Below are 16535 nucleotides of genomic sequence, written 5' to 3'. Positions count from 1 at the left end.
GTACTTCCTTACATGGGGTTCTGTGGGCGCCATGGTTCGATCAAGGCGTCGAGGTTCAGGGCATCGGCGAAATCGAGGAACTGGTCGCGCAGCCAACTGATCTGTACGCCGGCCGGCAAGGTCACGGTAAAGGTGGCATTGAGCATGGTGCCGCCGGTTTGTGGCGCCTGGTAGGTGTCACAGGTCAGGTTTTCCAGCTCGACGTTATGGTCGATAAAGAACTGGCACAGCTCGTTGACGATGTCCGAACGGTAGGCCGAGCTGACATAGGCCACGTAAGGCAAAGCCTGTGGGCGATTTTCCAGGGCGGCGCTGCGTACCACGTTGACGGTAAAGTCGTGCTTTTTGGCCAGGCCCGGCAGGCCGGTTTCAAGGCGTGCCAAGGCATCCCAGGAGCCAGAAATCTGCAGGACCAGCGCACTGCACTCGCCGTGGCGGGTCAGGCGGGAGGTCACGACGGCGCAGCGGTTCTCATGGCTGGCGCGGCACAGGACGTTGGTCAGCTCCATGGGGTTGGCGCCGAGGGCACTGATAACAAGGAATTGTTCGCGAACTGTGGGGGTGGACATGCAGCCTTCCTAAAGCGATGAGCGGTCGATACCGTGTGGGCTGTATCGATCAAAGGATCAAGGGTAGCGAAAAGCGTCGCCAAGGGCTAGGAGGTGGCGTTTTCATTGCGTGATCAGCCGGCTTCGGGCGGTGCTTTGGCCCGATGATGTCATTGCCCGACGTTTAGTTGCGCCAGAACGCATCCTCACGCGGTACTTCGCTTGTACAAGCATCTTGGCGCCAGTACCATTACGGCTCTCTTTTTCCGGCAGGAGCGGTTGCATGATTGCGGGCAGTATGGTGGCACTGGTCACACCCATGGATGCACAAGGTCGTCTCGACTGGGACAGCCTGGGCAAACTGGTGGACTTCCACCTGCAAGAGGGCACCAACGCCATTGTGGCGGTCGGCACCACAGGTGAATCGGCCACCCTCGATGTGGAAGAGCACATCCAGGTGATCGAGTTCGTGGTCAAGCGCGTTGCGGGCCGCATTGCCGTGATCGCCGGTACGGGCGCCAACTCGACGCGTGAAGCGATCGAGCTGACCAAGAACGCCAAGAAGGCTGGCGCCGACGCTTGCCTGCTGGTAACCCCGTACTACAACAAGCCGACGCAGGAAGGCTTGTACCAGCACTTCAAAGCCATCGCCGAAGCCGTGCAGATCCCGCAGATCCTCTACAACGTACCGGGTCGCACCGCGTGCGACATGAAGGCCGAGACGGTGATCCGCCTGTCCACCGTGCCGAACATCATCGGCATCAAGGAAGCCACTGGCGACCTGCAGCGCGCCAAGGACATCCTGGCCGGCGTGAGCAGCGCCTTCCTGGTGTATTCCGGTGACGACGCCACCGCTGTCGAGCTGATCCTGCTGGGTGGCAAGGGCAATATCTCCGTGACCGCCAACGTGGCCCCGCGCGCCATGAGCGATATGTGTGCCGCCGCCATCGCGGGCGATGCAGCCACCGCTCGCGCCATCCACGAAAAGCTGATGCCGCTCAACAAGACACTGTTTATCGAATCCAATCCTATTCCCGTGAAGTGGGCGCTGTTTGAGATGGGTCTGATGCCGGACGGTATCCGTCTGCCGCTCACCCCCCTCAGCGAAGCCTGTCACGAACCGCTGCGACAGGCCCTGCGCCAGTCCGGCGTCCTGGTTTAATTGAGGAAGCACTACGCATGAAGCGATTGGCCGGACTTTCCGCACTTGCCTTGATTATCTCCAGCACCAGTGGCTGCGGTTGGGTATGGGGCCCGGAAGGCTACTTCCGTGACCGCGGCAGCGATTACCTGGAAGCGCAAGCAACCAAACCGATGCAACTGCCGCCTGATGTCAATGTCGCCAAGCGCCTTGACCCATTGTTGCCGATTCCACGCAACGTCGCCGACGACACGGTCAAGGGTGAGTACGTAGTGCCACGCCCACAGCCGATCATGGCCGTGGCCGATGCCAGCGACTACAGCCTGCAGAAAAGCGGCGACAACCGCTGGATCGTGGCTCAGCGTCCGCCTGCCGAAGTCTGGCCGGTGGCGGTGCAGTTCTTCCAGGACAACGGTTTCCGCCTCGACCAGCAACGCCCGCAGACTGGTGAGTTCACCACCGCATGGCAGCAAGGTCGCGAGCTGTCCGCCAACATGGCCCAGCGCCTGCTGGCGGGCGGTGTAGCCGCCGACAGCGAAGCCCGTGTGCGTGTGCGCATCGAGCCCGGCGTGCAGCGCAATACCAGCGAAGTCTATGTAGTCAGCGCCGAGCGGCCTGCCGGCAGCACGGCTGACGTCGACTTCACGCCGCGCTCGGTTAACACCGGCGTCGACGCCGCGCTGGTCGACGAGATGCTGGCCAGCATGAGCCGTATCTCCGAGAAGGGCGGTTCCGTTTCCCTGCTCGCCGCCCGTGATTACGACACCCCTAGCCGCGTCAGCCTCACCGAAGACGGCAGCGGTAACGTCGTGCTGAACCTGGGTGAAGACCTCGACCGTGCCTGGGCCAGTGTTGGCCGTGCGTTGGAGCAGGGCCCTTGGCGCGTTGAAGACATCAACCGCAGCCTGGGCCTGTACTACATCAACGTGGCTGAAAAGGCCGAGAAGAAAGACGATGAGCCAGGTTTCTTCGGCAAATTGTTCGGCAGCGCGCCGACCAAGGAAGAGATCGAAACCCGTGCCGAGCGTTATCAGGTTCGTTTGAGCAAGGTGGGCGACAGCGTGCAAGTCACCGTCGAGAAAAACATCAACACCGTCGCGCCAGCTGAAACAGCGCGCAAAGTGTTGGGCGTGATTCAAGACAACCTGGGCTGATCCGATGCGTTTTGCCGTTCTCGGCAGCGGTAGCCAAGGGAACGGTACGCTGGTCGCCCATGATGACACGTACGTGCTGGTCGATTGTGGTTTCTCCCTGCGGGAAACCGAGCGGCGCCTGTTGCGCCTGGGGGTTCACCCCACGCAACTGAGCGCGATTCTGGTAACCCACGAGCATGCCGACCATGTGCATGGCGTGGGTTTGCTGTCTCGGCGCTACAATCTGCCGGTGTACTTGAGTCGTGGCACGTTGCGCGGGATGCGCAAACCCATTGAGCCGGCAGGTTTTCTGGCCGGTGGCGAGCAACTGCAAATCGGTGCCCTGAGCATCAATGTCGTCGCGGTTGCCCACGATGCCCAGGAGCCCACGCAATACGTATTCAGTGACGGCCAGCGGCGTTTCGGCGTGCTGACCGACCTGGGTTCCTACTGCGCCAGGGTGCTGGACAGTTACCGGGACCTCGATGCCTTGATGATCGAGTCCAACCACTGCAGGGATCTACTGGCACGCGGTCACTACCCTTACTTTCTCAAGCAACGGGTGGGCGGCGAGCTGGGACATTTGAACAACCACCAGGCCGCATACCTGGTGTATGAGTTGGGCTGGCAAGACCTGCAACACCTGGTCCTGGCTCACCTCAGCAGCAAGAACAACCTGCCGACGCTTGCCCGGCAATGTTTTGTCGACACCTTAGGGTGCGACCCGGACTGGCTGCAACTGGCCGATCAAGATTCAGGGCTCGACTGGCGACACATCGCCTAGCCCACCTTACTCAAAGCGGAGCCCATCATGGAAAAACGTGAAGAACTCTACCGCGGCAAAGCCAAGTCGGTGTACAAGACCGACGACGCCAACCGCCTGATCCTGCTGTTTCGCAACGACACCTCGGCGTTCGACGGCAAGCGCATCGAACAGCTGGATCGCAAAGGCATGGTGAACAACAAGTTCAACGCCTTCATCATGCAGAAACTCGAAGCGGCCGGTATCCCGACCCAATTCGACAAACTGCTGGGCGACAACGAGTGCCTGGTCAAGAAGCTCGACATGATCCCGGTGGAATGCGTCGTGCGTAACTACGCCGCCGGCAGCCTGGTCAAGCGTTTGGGCGTGGAAGAGGGTCTCAAGCTCAACCCTTACACCTTCGAACTGTTCCTGAAGGACGACGCCAAGGGCGACCCGTTCATCAACGAATCCCACGTCGTGGCGTTCGGCTGGGGCACCGCTGAGCAACTGGCGCGCATGAAGGAGTTGTCCCTCAAGGTCAACGACGTGCTGAGCAAGCTGTTCGACGACGCCGGCCTGTTGCTGGTGGACTTCAAGCTCGAATTCGGCGTGTTCCACGACGGCTCCATCGTCCTGGGCGACGAGTTCAGCCCGGATGGCTGCCGCCTGTGGGACAAGGACACCAAGAAGAAGATGGACAAAGACCGCTTCCGTCAGGGCCTCGGTGACGTGATCGAAGCCTACGAAGAAGTCGCCAAGCGCCTCGGCGTACCGCTGTAATCGACGCAAGCATCTGATAGCACGGAAAAAAATCGCTTCGGCGCTTTGCATCCATCAATCATGCTGTTATGATGCGCGCCGTTGGAGAGATGCCAGAGTGGCCGAATGGGACGGATTCGAAATCCGTTGTACCTTCACCGGTACCTAGGGTTCGAATCCCTATCTCTCCGCCATTACATAGAAAAAGCCCCGTAGCTGAATAAGCTGCGGGGCTTTTTCGTTTTCAGCCTTTATTAACGGCTGCTTCAGGGAATTGTTGTAGTCCTGCCTAACGCTGAACAAGGCGCTCAGACGCTTTGCGATAAGCCTGATCTCGTTCACGCTTATCGACGGCGACCACGAACACCGTAACTTCCTGATCTATCACTTGATACACCAGCCTGTATCCGCTGCTATGCAGTTTGATCTTGTAGCAGTCAGGCAGCCCATGTAGGCGGTTAGCCTCAATACGTGGGTTGTTCAGGACTTCGACCAGCTTCTTCTTGAGTTGCTGACGGAGGGTGTCGCCGAGTTTCTGCCATTCCTTCAATGCACGCGCATCAAAATCAAGGCTATAGGTCATCCAAAGAAACCCTTACGCGTTGAGGCGATGCAAGACGCTCACGTACGGTCGCCATCAAGGCTTCATCCTCTTCAGTCATCAGCACAGGCTTAAATGGCAACTGGCCGCGTTCGGCAACATATTGCAACGCCTGACGTATCAGTTCAGAAGGTGTGACACCGAGTTTCTCCAGCTCTAGGTAGGCACGAGCTTTCAGGTCGTCATCGATACGGATGTTGATAGATGCCAAGGGATAGCTCCTTGTGTAATGACGTTGGTCATTACATTGGAGCAATCGGGTTTCATTGGCAAGTCTGTCTGGACATACGGCAGTCGCTCTCATCTGTTAATCCTACTTCTTGGCCGTCGGCTTTGCCGGGCGCTTTTTATCGGTTTCCTTCACCGTTTCCCTTGGTCTTCTCTTCGCCTCTTGCTCTGTTACGTATTCACCAGTGACCGCATCGCGATATCTCGTTGGCATATCAGCACCCTTGACAGTATGTCGCCACGGCGACGACCTTTTGAGGCTAGCTTGCAGGCTTATGCACACAAGGTTCCTGGTGGGGATTCTGGTTACCAAGCTTTTCCGAGACAGGTGCTTACGTTGTGCAGGTTCGGCAGTTTTCGTGCAGGGTTGCGTTGGCTGGGGTTACATCATGAATAAGATCACCGCTGATTCTACCGAAGGGCATGCACGCAAAATCTTTTGCGTAGCCGATGATGTCGGCACCGAAGAAACCCTTATAAACGCCACCGAAACCCTCTCATCCGCCCTTCAATCCGCCTACCAATGCGCCGAAGATCCAGTCAGCACGAAGTCGCCCGTGATCATGGCCCTGGCTCAATTGATCGAGAACGCGCAAGCCTTGGTGGACGCTGTCTTGGAGCGTGATTTCCCCACGGCCAAATAAATACCTGCTCCCGAAACGAAAAAAGCCTGCTGAACTCAACGCTCAGCAGGCTTTTTTGCGCCTACAACCCGGTCAGGCAGGCTGCGCCACCAGGCTATTACTCACCTTGCGCCCCAACACCAGCACGGTCGCAAACCCCAACCCCACCAACACAGTGGCCAGGCTCAACAACACCGCGCTGCCCATTTGGTCGACGATCCGCCCGCCAAAGAATGAACCCAGGGCGATGATCACCTGAAACAGCGCCACGAACAGCGGCATGCCTCGTTCCACATCCTTGGGCGCCACCACGAACATCCAGATGCTGGCGCAGGCCGGGAAAGCGCCAAAGGCAAAGCCCCAGAGCGCGATCAGCACCACGGCGCCTGTCATACCGGTGGCGAAGTAGGGGAACAGTGCAGTGCTGGTACCGATCATCAGCGCGACCAGCAGCAGGGTGTTGCGTACGCTGCGGTTGGCGGCGAAGCCGGCGAACACATTGCCCAGCACGCCTGCCACGCCATACAGCAGCAACAATGAGCCAATCGTTGGCCCGTCGAAGCCGGAGCTGTGTTTAAAGAACGGCGCGACATAGGTATACGCAGCAAAGTGCGCCAGGCCGATCAGCAGTACGGCGATCAACCCGACCCGCGCTTGTGGGTTGATAAACAAAGCTGGCAGGTCACGGATCTGAATGGCTTTCTCAGGGGTGAGTCGCGGCAGCAGGAAGATTTGCGCCAACAGCACCGGAATGCCCACCAACGCCGTGACCAGGAAGGTCATCCGCCAGCCCATCAGGCCGCTGAGCCAGGTACCCACAGGCACGCCCAGAACGGTGGCCAGGGTCACGCCCATCATGATGATCGAGGTGGCCTTTGCTACGCCCACGCCCTTGGGCGCCAGCCGCCCGCTGAGGGCAATGGCCGTGGCCCAGAAGCCGCCGATGCTGATGCCGAGCAATACGCGGCCGAACAGCAGCAGGCTGAAATCATTAGCGAAGGCCACCACCAAGTTGGCGATGATCATCACCAATGTCAGGCCGATCAGCAAGTAACGACGGTCCATGGCGCCAATGCTGACCGACAGAAACGGCGCGGCGAGGGCAGCCATGATGCCGGGCAATGTCACCATCAATCCGGCGTGACCGGCACTGATGCCCAGATCGCTGGCGACGTCGTTGAGTACGCCCACCGGTAGGAATTCACTGGTCACCAGGGCAAAGGCACCCACGGCGACCGAAAGAATCGCCAACCACTGCTGTTTGACGCTTTGTTGATTATGTTCAGGATGCCCGCTAGGGGCCTGGCTCGCGCTTGGCATGGGATTGGGGTCCGGGAGGAATGTCGCCTGAAGCCAGGCGAGGAGGGAATGTGGGGCGATTATAGGAATCAGTATCGGCAATCGTTCAGGCGCTCGTTTCGATAGTAATCATCAGTGCTATCGATGTGAGCAATCATTTTTCGGCCAACCGTTCCAGAAGGCACTCAATAAACACCCCCTCCGCCCGACTCAACTTCTGCTCCCGGTTCCACAGCAGATGAATATCCACATCCGCAATCCCCTCATCCGGCGGCAACCGCCACAGCAGCCCGCGCTCCACATCGTCCGCCACCACATGAGTGGGTAAGCAGCCCAAGCCAAACCCGGCAATGACCAATCGCCGCACTTCTTCCAGGCTGGAGGATGACGCCACGATCCGCCCACCGAACCCTTGCTGATCACGGAAAATAGTCAGCGGCGACAACATGCCGCCAATCTGGTCGCTGGTAAAACTCACGAAATTCTCCGATTGCAGATCCCCTTCGACCAACCCTGTGCGTCCGAACAATGGGTGGTGTTTTCCACAAAAGAACGCATAACGCTGACGCAGAAACAGATGCTGTTCCAGGCGCGGTTGTGGCCGGCGATTGAGGCTGAGCCCCAGGGTCGCGGTTTTTTCCAGCAGCGCGGCGACAATGTCGGAGCTGCGCATCACTTCGACTTCCAGATCGACCCGTGGATGTTCGCGATGAAAACCCGCGAGAAAGTCATCGAAAGTGTCGGAATTAATCCGGCTGATCATCAGCAAGCGCACTTTGCCGATCACTTCATCACCCGGCTTTTGCAGGGCGTTGCTCATCTGCGAGACCTGGCCGTACATCTCTCCAGCAATGGCAAAGATCTGCTCACCGGCTTCGGTGAGCACGAAGCGCGGGCCTCGGCGCAGGATGAGCTGGCAATCCAGCTGTTCTTCCAGGCGCTTGAGCGCCTGGCTGATGGCCGGTTGCGTCAGATGCAGGCGGGCGGCGGCGCGGCTGATGCTCAGTTCCTGGCCGATCACGCGGAAGGTGCGCAGCAGGTTCCAGTCCAGGCGGTCATTGAGCAGAGGGTGAATATCGCGGCGGAATTCGGGCATGGCGGCGCTCGATAATAAGCAGTTCTTATAATCAAGATAATAAATAGAAAATTGACTAATCATAGCCCCTGGCCGAAAAATCGGGTTTAACGAGCGCCACCAGAGCGCACCGGTTTGACTTTCTCCTGCCAAAAAAATAAACAAAGGAGCCAGCCCCATGAAGCCTTCCGCTTCGCCGCAGCCTCGCCGTGCTGCGGCCGCCGCCTTTATCGGCACCATGATCGAGTGGTACGACTTTTACATCTATGCCACCGCTGCAGCGCTGGTGTTCGGTCAACTGTTCTTCCCCTCCGACGATAAATTGTTCAGCACCATGGCCGCGTTCGGCACCTTCGCCGTCGGCTTTTTTGCGCGGCCGTTGGGCGGCATCGTGTTCGGTCATATCGGCGACCGCATCGGCCGCAAGAAATCCCTGGTGATTACCCTCGTGATGATGGGCGTGGTCACGGTGTGCATCGGCCTGTTACCGACCTATGCCCAGATCGGCGCTGCCGCACCGGTGCTGTTGATCCTGTTGCGGGTGGTGCAGGGTATTGCGGTTGGCGGCGAGTGGGGTGGGGCGGTGTTGATGGCTGGCGAGCACGCGCCGAAAGGGCGGCGTAATTTCTTTGCATCCTTCGCGCAGTTGGGCAGCCCGGCCGGTTTGATTCTTTCCTTGCTAGCGTTCAGTGCCGTCACTCGTTTACCTGAAGAGGACCTGCTTAGTTGGGGCTGGCGCCTGCCGTTCCTGGCCAGTGCCTTGCTGTTGATCGTCGGCCTCGCGATTCGCCTGGGTGTGAACGAGTCGCCGGAGTTCCTCGAAGACAAGGCCCAGGCGGAAAAAGCGCGAGCGATCAAGCAGGACCAAGCCCCCGTGCTGGAAGTGATGAAGACCGCTTGGCGTCCACTGTTGTTGTGCATTGGCGCCAATACGTTGGGGATTGCCGGCGTGTATTTCACCAACACCTTCATGATTGCCTACAGCACTCAGCAACTTAATCTGCCGCGCTCGTTGATTCTGGAATGCCTGTTCTTCGTCGCCATTATTCAGTTCTGCGTCCAGCCGCTGGCCGCCTGGGTGGCGGAGAAGGTCGGCGCTACACGGTTTCTGTGCGCCATGTGCGTGCTGGCAATGGCCTCGCCGTACCCGATGTTCGTCCTGGTCAGCAGCGCTGAGGCGCCGTTGATCATCCTCGGCATTGCCCTGGCGGTGGTGTGCATGGCGTCGTTCTACGCCGTCATCGCAGGTTTTGTCAGCGGCCTGTTTGAAACCCGTGTGCGCTACACCGCGATCTCCCTGGCTTACCAGGTATGCGGCGCGCTGGCCGGCGGCCTGACACCGTTGATCGGCACCTGGCTGGCCCATCAATACCTGGGCCAATGGTGGCCGATGGCAGTGTTTTACAGCGTGATCGCGGCGGTTTCGTTGGTGTGCGTACTGGCCTTGTCCCGCCGCCATGCCACGGCCCACCGCCTGGAAATGGCACACAGTTGAGGGAGTCAGCAATGTTGAAGATTAATGGCGAGCGCCTGTGGCGTAGCCTGATGGACATGGCCGAGATCGGCGCGACCGCACGCGGTGGCAGCTGCCGCCTGGCGTTGAGCGCCGAAGACAAGGCCGGTCGTGAGCTGTTCAGCCACTGGTGTAAAGCAGCCGGCCTGACGTTGAGCGTGGATGCCATCGGCAACCTGTTCGCCCGCCGCGCGGGCACCGACAATGACGCCGCCCCGGTGATGATGGGCAGCCACCTGGATACCCAGCCCGAAGGCGGACGCTTCGATGGGGTGTACGGCGTGTTGGCTGGCCTGGAGGTCATCCGCAGCCTCGACGACCACGGCATCCAGACGCGCAAGCCGTTGGAAATTGCAGTGTGGACCAACGAGGAGGGCGCCCGTTTCACCCCGGCGATGCTGGGCTCGGCGGTATTCACCGGCACGCTCGCCCTGGACAAGGCACTGGCCACCGCCGATGTCGACGGTATCAGCGTGGCCGAGGCATTGCGCGCCACCGGCTACAACGGTGAGCGCCCGTTGGGTGGCGCGGTGGATGCGTATTTCGAAGCGCATATCGAGCAAGGCCCGATCCTGGAGGACAACGCCAACAGCATCGGCGTAGTCACCGGTGGTCAAGCGATTCGCTGGCTCGATGTACGGGTCGAAGGCATGGCCGCGCACGCTGGCACCACGCCGATGCCGTTGCGTAAAGATGCGCTGTACGGCGCGGCAAAAATGATCCAGGCCCTGGAAAACCTCGCTGCCGATTTTGCCCCGCAGGGCCTTACCACTGTGGGTGAACTGAGCATCGCCAAGTCGTCGCGCAACACCATCCCCGGCTTGCTCAACTTTACCGTCGACCTGCGCCATCACCGCGACGCCGACATCGACGCCATGGAGCAGCAAGTGCGTGCACGCCTGCAGGCTATCGCGGACAACCGTGGCCTGAGCGTCACCATCACGCCTCACTGGATCAGCCCGGCTACGCCGTTCGACGCCGAGTGCGTGGCTTGCGTGCAGGCTGCGGTGGACGGCTTGGGCTACAGCCAGCAGACCATCGTCAGCGGCGCCGGCCACGATGCGATTCACCTGGCGCGCTATTGCCCCACCGCGATGATCTTCATCCCCTGCGTCGGCGGCCTCAGCCACAACGAAGCCGAGGATGTCTTGCCCGACGATGTGCGCCAGGGTACCGATGTCTTGCTCAACGCCGTCTTGAAACGCGCCGGGCATGTTCATTTCTAAAGGCCGACGCCGCACCCCTGTGGGAGCTGGCTTGCCTGCGATAGCGGACTGTCAGAGAACAATGTACTGCCTGATTCACCGCTATCGCAGGCAAGCCAGCTCCCACAGGTTCTGTGTTTATCCAGGAGCAACTCATGAAGACGTTTTTTCACCCCGAACAACTCCTGCATCACCCGCGTAGCTACTACTCCCGCGGCCAGATGCGCACGCCCCAGGAGGTTCCCGAGCGTGCGCGCAACCTGCTGCTGGCTGCGCAAACCCTGGGCTTCGATATCCAGCAACCGACCGATTACGGTATGGGGCCGTTGCTCGCGGTGCACGGCGGCGACTACCTGGCTTTTCTTCAAGAAGCTCACCAGCGCTGGAAAGAAATCCCCGAAGACTGGGGCGACGAAGTCATGTCCAACATCTTCGTGCGTGAACCCAATGCCTTGCGCGGCATCCTGGCTCAGGCGGCACGCTACCTGGCCGATGGCAGTTGCCCCATCGGTGAGTTGACCTGGCGCTCGGCTTATTGGTCAGCCCAAAGCGCCATCGCCGCAGCGGGAGAAATCCTCGATGGCGCCCCTGCCGCCTACGCCTTGTGCCGGCCGCCGGGCCATCACGCCCGCTTCGACGCGGCCGGTGGCTTCTGTTACATCAACAATGCGGCCGTGGCTGCGCAGGCACTGCGCCAAGGTTTCCAGCGTGTCGCCGTGCTCGATACCGATATGCATCACGGCCAAGGCATCCAGGAAATTTTCTACGACCGCGACGACGTGCTGTATGTGTCGATCCACGGCGACCCGACCAACTTCTATCCTGGCGTCGCAGGCTTTGCCGAGGAAAAAGGCAACGGCGCCGGCGAGGGGTACAACCTCAACCTGCCGATGCCCCATGGTGCCAGCGAAGCGGTGTTCTTTGAAAAACTGGAGCAGGCCCTGGCAGCGGTGAAGGACTTCTCGGCGGATGTGCTGGTGTTGTCACTGGGCTTCGATATCTATGAGCTGGACCCACAAAGCAAAGTCGCGGTGACGCGGGAAGGCTTTGCGCGGTTGGGAGCCCGCATCCGTGCGCTGGGGTTGCCCTGCGTGATCGTGCAGGAAGGCGGGTATCACTTGGAAACGTTGGACAGTAATGCCCAGGCGTTTTTCGGTGCACCAGCGGCTTGGAACGCGCTATCAGACCCTTTATTAAAGGGTGTTTGAACGCTAAAAGCCTGCTGATCAGTTTTCAGCAGGCTTTTCAGCCCTTGTCGGGTGCTCGTTCTGATCTGCGTGCAACAACGCCGTGTAATCTTGCCCGCCGTAAAACACCCCCACTATTGATACCGTTTTGAAGTCAGGCTTCACCCTGAAAGCAATAATGGTGCTGCGACGATAGTGAGTGATGCGCAAGTCTTTCAGCAGGTCGTCACGGCGCATGCCACGCAAGGGAAACAGGGCAAGGCTTTCACAGTAGCTGACAAGATTGTCGATAAAACGCGCCGCTACAGGAGGGGAGCCGACATCGCTGATGTAGTCTTCAAGGGCATCGAGTTGCGCCAAGACCTCGGGCGAAAAAACTACCGAGTAGCTCACGCTTCCCCTGTGCCTTTGCGCTGACGTCTGGCGGCCATATGTTCGCGGACCTGTTCTGGCGATAACCCAAGCTCAGGCTTCGCCTCAAGGGCGGTCGCTGCGGGGATGACTTCGGCTCTGAGCCAATCCTCCATGGCACGATCACGCGCCAGCAACGCCCGCAGGCCGTCGCGAATCACTTCACTTTCGCTGGCATATTCGCCAGCAGCCACCTTGGCTTTGACCAGAGCCGCCATTTCAAGGGGCAAGGTGATGCTCATTTGCTGGGTTGAGCGCATGGGTGTATCCGCCTGAGGTGAGTGGGATTCAATCCTACTCGACCATTGGCGCGATGCAAGAAGCAACTGATCGATGCCGATGCCCGGCGCCTCGTCGTCCATCCAGAAGGGGTAGGTTTCCATGAGTTGCTACGTCTCCAGTTGTGTAGGTCAGGCCGAAAGTATTGACCCGTTTTGGCGATCGCGTTGCCGTAGGTGGCTGATAACCTGCTGATATGTATGACTTCATATGTGTAACAGGATGATCTCGGCAAACCATCTAGGCACACATGGCGTCCCACCGGCTCCCATACGATAATGCTCGCCACCTCGACCACCTTTGGCCTGCCTCCCGTGATCATCAACTTCGACCTCAACGACCTCCAAGCTTTCCGCGCCGTGGTGGACAAGGGCAGTTTTCGTGGCGCTGCCGAGGCCATCCGTATCTCGCAACCGGCCCTCAGTCGGCGTATCGAAAAGCTCGAATCCGCGCTGGATGTAAAGCTGTTCGAACGCACCACGCGACGGGTCAGCCTGACCATGGTCGGGCGTGCATTTTTGCCCCAGGTTGAGCGCATGCTCGACGATCTCGACATCGCGCTGATGGGTATCAGCAACGTCGCCTCGACGCGCATGGGGAATGTCACCATCGCCTGCGTGCCGTCTACCGCGTACTACTTCATGCCCCATGTGATCTCCGAGTTCCACAAGCTATATCCGAAGATTCGCCTGCGGGTGCTGGATGCCAGTGCCGGCGAGGTGTGCAATGCGGTAGCCAGCGGCGAGGCGGACTTTGGCGTGAGTTTCAGCGGTAGCCTGGCCGATGAGGTGGAATTCGAGTTGCTGCTGCAGGAGCGCTACGTGCTGGCCTGTCGGCGTGATCACCCTCTGGCAGGGCGTGACAGCGTGAGCTGGACCGAGGCTTATGAGCATGACTACATTGAGGTGGACAAGACGTCGGGCAATCGCTTCCTGCTCGACCAGGCGCTGCGTGGCGTGCGGGTGAAAAAGCCGAGTATCTGCGAGACGCACCATGTGACCACCATGATCGGGCTGGTGGAGGCGGGGCTGGGCGTAGCGATGGTGCCGTCGATTGCGATGCCGGCGCACACTCACCCGATTCTGGTCAGTGTGCCGCTGGTGGAGCCCCAGGTACTGCGCAATGTGGGCTTGATCAAGCGCCGCGGGCGGACGTTGCCACCGGCGGCGCTGGAGTTGGAGCGACTGGTACGGGAGATGCCGTTCCGATCAGCGTGACACCGAGTCCAGGCCGGTGGATTGCACCTCCTGCTGGGCCTCGGGCGATGCCATGAACTGCAACAGTGCCTTGGCCTGCTCAGGGTGTTTGGCGTTCACTGGAATACCGGCGGCGAAACGGGTAACGGACTGCACGTCTTCCGGGATCTTGCCTACGAACGTCACGCCCTTGACTGGCAACAATTCCGCCACTTGTTGCAAGCCGACCTCGTAATCACCCTTGGCCACCTGTTCGCCCACCGGCACGCGTTGGATCATGGTTCCCTTGGCCGGCATGCCGAGTTTCTTGAACAATTCCTTCTCGACATAAACGCCGCTGGCGCTATCCGAATAGGCCACCGATTTGGCTTTGCTCAGCACGGCCTTCAACTCGGCGTCTGTATTGATCACAGGTTTGGCCGCACCTTCCTTCACCACCAGGCCAATCCGCGAGTCGGCCAGCTCCACGCGGGATGCGGGGTCGACTTTGCCTTGTTTGATCAACTCATCCAGGGCATAGCCGACCATGATCACCACATCTGCCTGTTCGCCACGGGCCAGGCGGTTGGGAATCGCTTCCGGCGCCTTGCCCATGGACGGGCCAAGGATGGTGTCGAGGGTGTCACCGCTTTGCTCGGCGTATTGCGGGCCGAGCAATTTATACGCGGCGGTGAAGCCGCCCGAGGTCATGACCTTGAGTTGTTCGGCCTGGGCTGATAGCGCCAGGGTGCCGAGGACGACAGCAGCGAGGGTCTTGAACAGGGGCTTCATTGCGCAGCCTCCTGCATGACTTGGCCGCGGGTATTGGCGCGGCGATACAACGCCAGGGTCGAACACAATGCACACAGCGCGGCGAAGATCATCCAATACGCAGGTGAAGCCTTGTCTTCGGTGATGTGAATGAACCAGGTGGAGATCGCTGGCGTGAAGCCACCGAACACTGCTGTCGCCAGGCTGTAGGCCAGGGAGAAACCCGCCACACGCACTTCCACCGGCATGATTTCAGTCAACGCTGGGATCATCGCGCCGTTATACATGCCATACAGGAACGAGAACCACAGCAGGGTTTCCAGCATGTGCGCAAAGCTTGGTGCGTTGACCACGTAGGACAATGCCGGATAAGCCGTAAGGACAGTCAGCACCGTCATGGCAATCAGCACGGGTTTACGGCCGAAGCGATCGCTTAACGTGCCGCCGATCGGCAGCCAGAAAAAGTTCGAGATCGCGACCAGCAAGGTCACCAGCAAGGCGTCCGAGGTGCTCAGGTGCAACACGGTTTTACCGAAAGTCGGCGCGTACACGGTGATCAGGTAGAACGCGGTGGTGGTCATGGCCACCATCAGCATGCCGCCGATGACCACGGTCCAGTTCTTCACCAGGGTCGCCATCACTTCACGCATGGTCGGGCGATGCTTGCGGTTGGCGAACTCTTCGGTTTCCTGCAGGTTGCGACGCAGCACGAAGATGAACGGAATGATCACGCAGCCGACGGCGAACGGAATACGCCAGCCCCAATCGGCCACCACCGCAGGTTCCATCCACACGTTCAGGCCATAACCCAGGGCCGCGGCGACGACGATGGAGATCTGTTGGCTGCCCGACTGCCAACTGGTGTAGAAGCCTTTACGGCCCGGCGTGGCCATTTCGGACAGGTACACCGACACGCCACCCAGCTCCGCACCGGCCGAGAAACCTTGCAGCAGGCGCCCCAACAGCACCAGAAACGGCGCCCACAGGCCGATGGTCTGATAACTCGGCACCAGTACGATCAGTAGCGTACCGCTGGCCATGATCGACAAGGTCACGATCAAGCCTTTGCGACGGCCCACGTCATCGATGTAGGCACCCAGAATAATCGCGCCCAATGGACGCATCAGGAAGCCAGCGCCGAACACGGCGAAGGTCATCATTAATGACGCAAACTCATTAGCGGCCGGGAAGAACGCGGCAGCGATATAGGTGGCGTAGAAACCGAACAGAAAGAAGTCGAACTGTTCGAGAAAATTGCCCGAAGTAACGCGCAATACCGCGCCTATTTTCGAGGGGGCAGCCGCAGGCCGGGAAGGGGTCGTCATGGTTTTGTGTCTCCAGCGTTCTTTTTAAAGTGCTTGTTTCGCTTAAGACTTGGGATAGTGGCTGACACATTTAGAAATGATAAGTGACTAATTTGGATGAATTGATGCGTGTTGGCTATCAATCCGTCCCGGCTTCAAAACAACCCGTCGTGTCCTATGCTTGAAGCTGTTTCCAATTCTTATGGGCGGAGGCCGTTATGGGCAACGAACACAAGCAGCACAACGAGCCGGAGCGTGAAGAACCCCGGCGGCAGCGCGAAGACGAAAAGCCGCAAACCTGGAAGCATCCGGACGATGGCACCGAGCTTTCCGAGCGTGACCAGGAGTTCCCGCTCAAGCCTTGAGTCAGGTAACCGCGGTCTAATTGCGGGCTTGCTCGCGAAGGCGGTGTGTCAGTCAACGGAGTCGTCGGCTGATCCACCGCCTTCGCGAGCAAGCCCGCTCCCACATTTTTAAGCGCAGCGGCAACCTTCAAACGCAGATTTACCGTCCCCAACCCGTTTATTGAGCAGTACGC

At 59.5% G+C, this 16535-nt stretch carries 19 protein-coding genes and 1 tRNA gene; 11 read left to right on the top strand and 9 right to left on the bottom strand.

Going from position 1 to position 16535, the window contains the following annotated elements; genetic code table 11:
• Positions 1-8: 8 nt before the first annotated feature.
• A complete protein-coding gene (locus HBO10_RS02330; RefSeq protein ID WP_003189463.1) occupies positions 9-569 on the bottom strand; it encodes a glycine cleavage system protein R in 561 nt (186 codons plus the stop codon).
• 262 nt (positions 570-831) lie between these two features.
• Here HBO10_RS02330 and dapA point away from each other — a divergent pair, with 262 nt between their 5' ends.
• From dapA to HBO10_RS02305, 5 genes are all read left to right on the top strand, one after another.
• Complete coding sequence (gene dapA / locus HBO10_RS02325) at positions 832-1710, top strand: 4-hydroxy-tetrahydrodipicolinate synthase (RefSeq protein ID WP_034126578.1); 879 nt, start codon at positions 832-834, stop codon at positions 1708-1710.
• 17 nt (positions 1711-1727) lie between these two features.
• Complete coding sequence (gene bamC, locus HBO10_RS02320; RefSeq protein ID WP_034126579.1) at positions 1728-2843, top strand: outer membrane protein assembly factor BamC; 1116 nt, start codon at positions 1728-1730, stop codon at positions 2841-2843.
• A 4-nt stretch (positions 2844-2847) separates the two neighbouring features.
• Positions 2848-3606: an MBL fold metallo-hydrolase gene (locus HBO10_RS02315; RefSeq protein ID WP_034126580.1), complete on the top strand. Its 759-nt coding sequence runs from the start codon at positions 2848-2850 to the stop codon at positions 3604-3606.
• Positions 3607-3633: 27 nt separating this feature from the next.
• Positions 3634-4347, top strand: coding sequence for a phosphoribosylaminoimidazolesuccinocarboxamide synthase (gene purC, locus HBO10_RS02310; protein WP_027604309.1), 714 nt, complete (start codon positions 3634-3636; stop codon positions 4345-4347).
• Between the two features lie 83 nt (positions 4348-4430).
• Positions 4431-4520, top strand: a tRNA-Ser gene (locus tag HBO10_RS02305).
• Positions 4521-4615: 95 nt separating this feature from the next.
• On the opposite strand, the gene HBO10_RS02300 is transcribed toward HBO10_RS02305, so the two are convergent.
• Both HBO10_RS02300 and HBO10_RS02295 read right to left on the bottom strand, forming a co-directional pair.
• Entirely contained in the window at positions 4616-4909 is a 294-nt protein-coding gene (locus HBO10_RS02300; protein WP_034126587.1) for a type II toxin-antitoxin system RelE/ParE family toxin, read from the bottom strand.
• On the bottom strand, positions 4899-5138 hold the full coding sequence (locus tag HBO10_RS02295; RefSeq protein ID WP_014717442.1) for a type II toxin-antitoxin system RelB/DinJ family antitoxin: 240 nt from the start codon (positions 5136-5138) through the stop codon (positions 4899-4901). Before HBO10_RS02295 ends, HBO10_RS02300 begins: the two co-directional genes overlap by 11 nt.
• Positions 5139-5544: 406 nt before the next feature.
• On the opposite strand from HBO10_RS02295, the gene HBO10_RS02290 reads away from it, so the two are divergent.
• Positions 5545-5799, top strand: a complete 255-nt coding sequence (locus HBO10_RS02290) for a hypothetical protein (protein WP_034126588.1) — start codon at positions 5545-5547, stop codon at positions 5797-5799.
• A gap of 72 nt (positions 5800-5871) precedes the next feature.
• On the opposite strand, the gene HBO10_RS02285 is transcribed toward HBO10_RS02290, so the two are convergent.
• A complete protein-coding gene (locus HBO10_RS02285) occupies positions 5872-7098 on the bottom strand; it encodes an MFS transporter (RefSeq protein ID WP_034126589.1) in 1227 nt (408 codons plus the stop codon).
• A 133-nt stretch (positions 7099-7231) separates the two neighbouring features.
• Positions 7232-8173, bottom strand: coding sequence for a LysR family transcriptional regulator (locus HBO10_RS02280; RefSeq protein WP_034126590.1), 942 nt, complete (start codon positions 8171-8173; stop codon positions 7232-7234).
• A gap of 157 nt (positions 8174-8330) precedes the next feature.
• Between HBO10_RS02280 and HBO10_RS02275 the strand changes: the two genes are divergently transcribed.
• The 3 genes from HBO10_RS02275 (at position 8331) to HBO10_RS02265 (ending at position 12078) form a co-directional block, all read left to right on the top strand.
• Positions 8331-9647, top strand: a complete 1317-nt coding sequence (locus HBO10_RS02275) for an MFS transporter (RefSeq protein ID WP_034126591.1) — start codon at positions 8331-8333, stop codon at positions 9645-9647.
• 11 nt (positions 9648-9658) lie between these two features.
• Complete coding sequence (locus HBO10_RS02270) at positions 9659-10891, top strand: Zn-dependent hydrolase (RefSeq protein ID WP_034126592.1); 1233 nt, start codon at positions 9659-9661, stop codon at positions 10889-10891.
• Between the two features lie 134 nt (positions 10892-11025).
• Positions 11026-12078 carry a histone deacetylase family protein gene (locus HBO10_RS02265; protein WP_034126593.1) on the top strand — a complete coding sequence of 351 codons (1053 nt, stop codon included), beginning with the start codon at positions 11026-11028 and terminating at the stop codon, positions 12076-12078.
• Positions 12079-12096: 18 nt separating this feature from the next.
• Here HBO10_RS02265 and HBO10_RS02260 read toward each other — a convergent pair whose 3' ends face one another.
• Both HBO10_RS02260 and HBO10_RS02255 read right to left on the bottom strand, forming a co-directional pair.
• Complete coding sequence (locus HBO10_RS02260) at positions 12097-12450, bottom strand: type II toxin-antitoxin system RelE/ParE family toxin (RefSeq protein ID WP_034126594.1); 354 nt, start codon at positions 12448-12450, stop codon at positions 12097-12099.
• Positions 12447-12728, bottom strand: coding sequence for a type II toxin-antitoxin system ParD family antitoxin (locus HBO10_RS02255; protein ID WP_034127030.1), 282 nt, complete (start codon positions 12726-12728; stop codon positions 12447-12449). The genes HBO10_RS02260 and HBO10_RS02255 overlap by 4 nt, the downstream gene beginning before the upstream one ends.
• A gap of 333 nt (positions 12729-13061) precedes the next feature.
• On the opposite strand from HBO10_RS02255, the gene HBO10_RS02250 reads away from it, so the two are divergent.
• The gene (locus HBO10_RS02250) at positions 13062-13964 is read left to right on the top strand and encodes a LysR family transcriptional regulator (RefSeq protein ID WP_034127031.1); all 903 of its coding nucleotides are present in this window, start codon (positions 13062-13064) and stop codon (positions 13962-13964) included.
• Here HBO10_RS02250 and HBO10_RS02245 read toward each other — a convergent pair.
• Together HBO10_RS02245 and HBO10_RS02240 are read right to left on the bottom strand one after the other, a co-directional pair.
• Entirely contained in the window at positions 13956-14714 is a 759-nt protein-coding gene (locus HBO10_RS02245) for a substrate-binding domain-containing protein (RefSeq protein ID WP_034126595.1), read from the bottom strand. The genes HBO10_RS02250 and HBO10_RS02245 overlap by 9 nt on opposite strands.
• Positions 14711-16018: an MFS transporter gene (locus tag HBO10_RS02240; protein ID WP_034126596.1), complete on the bottom strand. Its 1308-nt coding sequence runs from the start codon at positions 16016-16018 to the stop codon at positions 14711-14713. Before HBO10_RS02240 ends, HBO10_RS02245 begins: the two co-directional genes overlap by 4 nt.
• A 197-nt stretch (positions 16019-16215) precedes the next feature.
• Between HBO10_RS02240 and HBO10_RS02235 the strand changes: the two genes are divergently transcribed.
• Positions 16216-16362, top strand: coding sequence for a hypothetical protein (locus HBO10_RS02235; RefSeq protein ID WP_164919346.1), 147 nt, complete (start codon positions 16216-16218; stop codon positions 16360-16362).
• Positions 16363-16535 lie beyond the last annotated feature (173 nt).

The organism is Pseudomonas sp. WS 5503, from assembly GCF_012985385.1.
Taxonomy (GTDB): Bacteria; Pseudomonadota; Gammaproteobacteria; order Pseudomonadales; family Pseudomonadaceae; genus Aquipseudomonas; species Aquipseudomonas paracarnis.
The sequence above is the reverse complement of the archived record's forward strand: the minus strand, read 5'-3'. Positions and strand labels throughout refer to the sequence as shown.

Coding starts and splice junctions, on each gene's coding strand:
- HBO10_RS02300 (WP_034126587.1), bottom strand. CDS start 4,909: ATGACCTATAGCCTTGATTTTGATGCGCGTGCATTGAAGGAATGGCAG.
- HBO10_RS02245 (WP_034126595.1), bottom strand. CDS start 14,714: ATGAAGCCCCTGTTCAAGACCCTCGCTGCTGTCGTCCTCGGCACCCTG.
- HBO10_RS02330 (WP_003189463.1), bottom strand. CDS start 569: ATGTCCACCCCCACAGTTCGCGAACAATTCCTTGTTATCAGTGCCCTC.
- HBO10_RS02240 (WP_034126596.1), bottom strand. CDS start 16,018: ATGACGACCCCTTCCCGGCCTGCGGCTGCCCCCTCGAAAATAGGCGCG.
- HBO10_RS02315 (WP_034126580.1), top strand. CDS start 2,848: ATGCGTTTTGCCGTTCTCGGCAGCGGTAGCCAAGGGAACGGTACGCTG.
- HBO10_RS02265 (WP_034126593.1), top strand. CDS start 11,026: ATGAAGACGTTTTTTCACCCCGAACAACTCCTGCATCACCCGCGTAGC.
- HBO10_RS02270 (WP_034126592.1), top strand. CDS start 9,659: ATGTTGAAGATTAATGGCGAGCGCCTGTGGCGTAGCCTGATGGACATG.
- purC (WP_027604309.1), top strand. CDS start 3,634: ATGGAAAAACGTGAAGAACTCTACCGCGGCAAAGCCAAGTCGGTGTAC.
- HBO10_RS02275 (WP_034126591.1), top strand. CDS start 8,331: ATGAAGCCTTCCGCTTCGCCGCAGCCTCGCCGTGCTGCGGCCGCCGCC.
- HBO10_RS02235 (WP_164919346.1), top strand. CDS start 16,216: ATGGGCAACGAACACAAGCAGCACAACGAGCCGGAGCGTGAAGAACCC.
- HBO10_RS02255 (WP_034127030.1), bottom strand. CDS start 12,728: ATGCGCTCAACCCAGCAAATGAGCATCACCTTGCCCCTTGAAATGGCG.
- HBO10_RS02290 (WP_034126588.1), top strand. CDS start 5,545: ATGAATAAGATCACCGCTGATTCTACCGAAGGGCATGCACGCAAAATC.
- bamC (WP_034126579.1), top strand. CDS start 1,728: ATGAAGCGATTGGCCGGACTTTCCGCACTTGCCTTGATTATCTCCAGC.
- HBO10_RS02285 (WP_034126589.1), bottom strand. CDS start 7,098: ATGCCAAGCGCGAGCCAGGCCCCTAGCGGGCATCCTGAACATAATCAA.
- HBO10_RS02280 (WP_034126590.1), bottom strand. CDS start 8,173: ATGCCCGAATTCCGCCGCGATATTCACCCTCTGCTCAATGACCGCCTG.
- dapA (WP_034126578.1), top strand. CDS start 832: ATGATTGCGGGCAGTATGGTGGCACTGGTCACACCCATGGATGCACAA.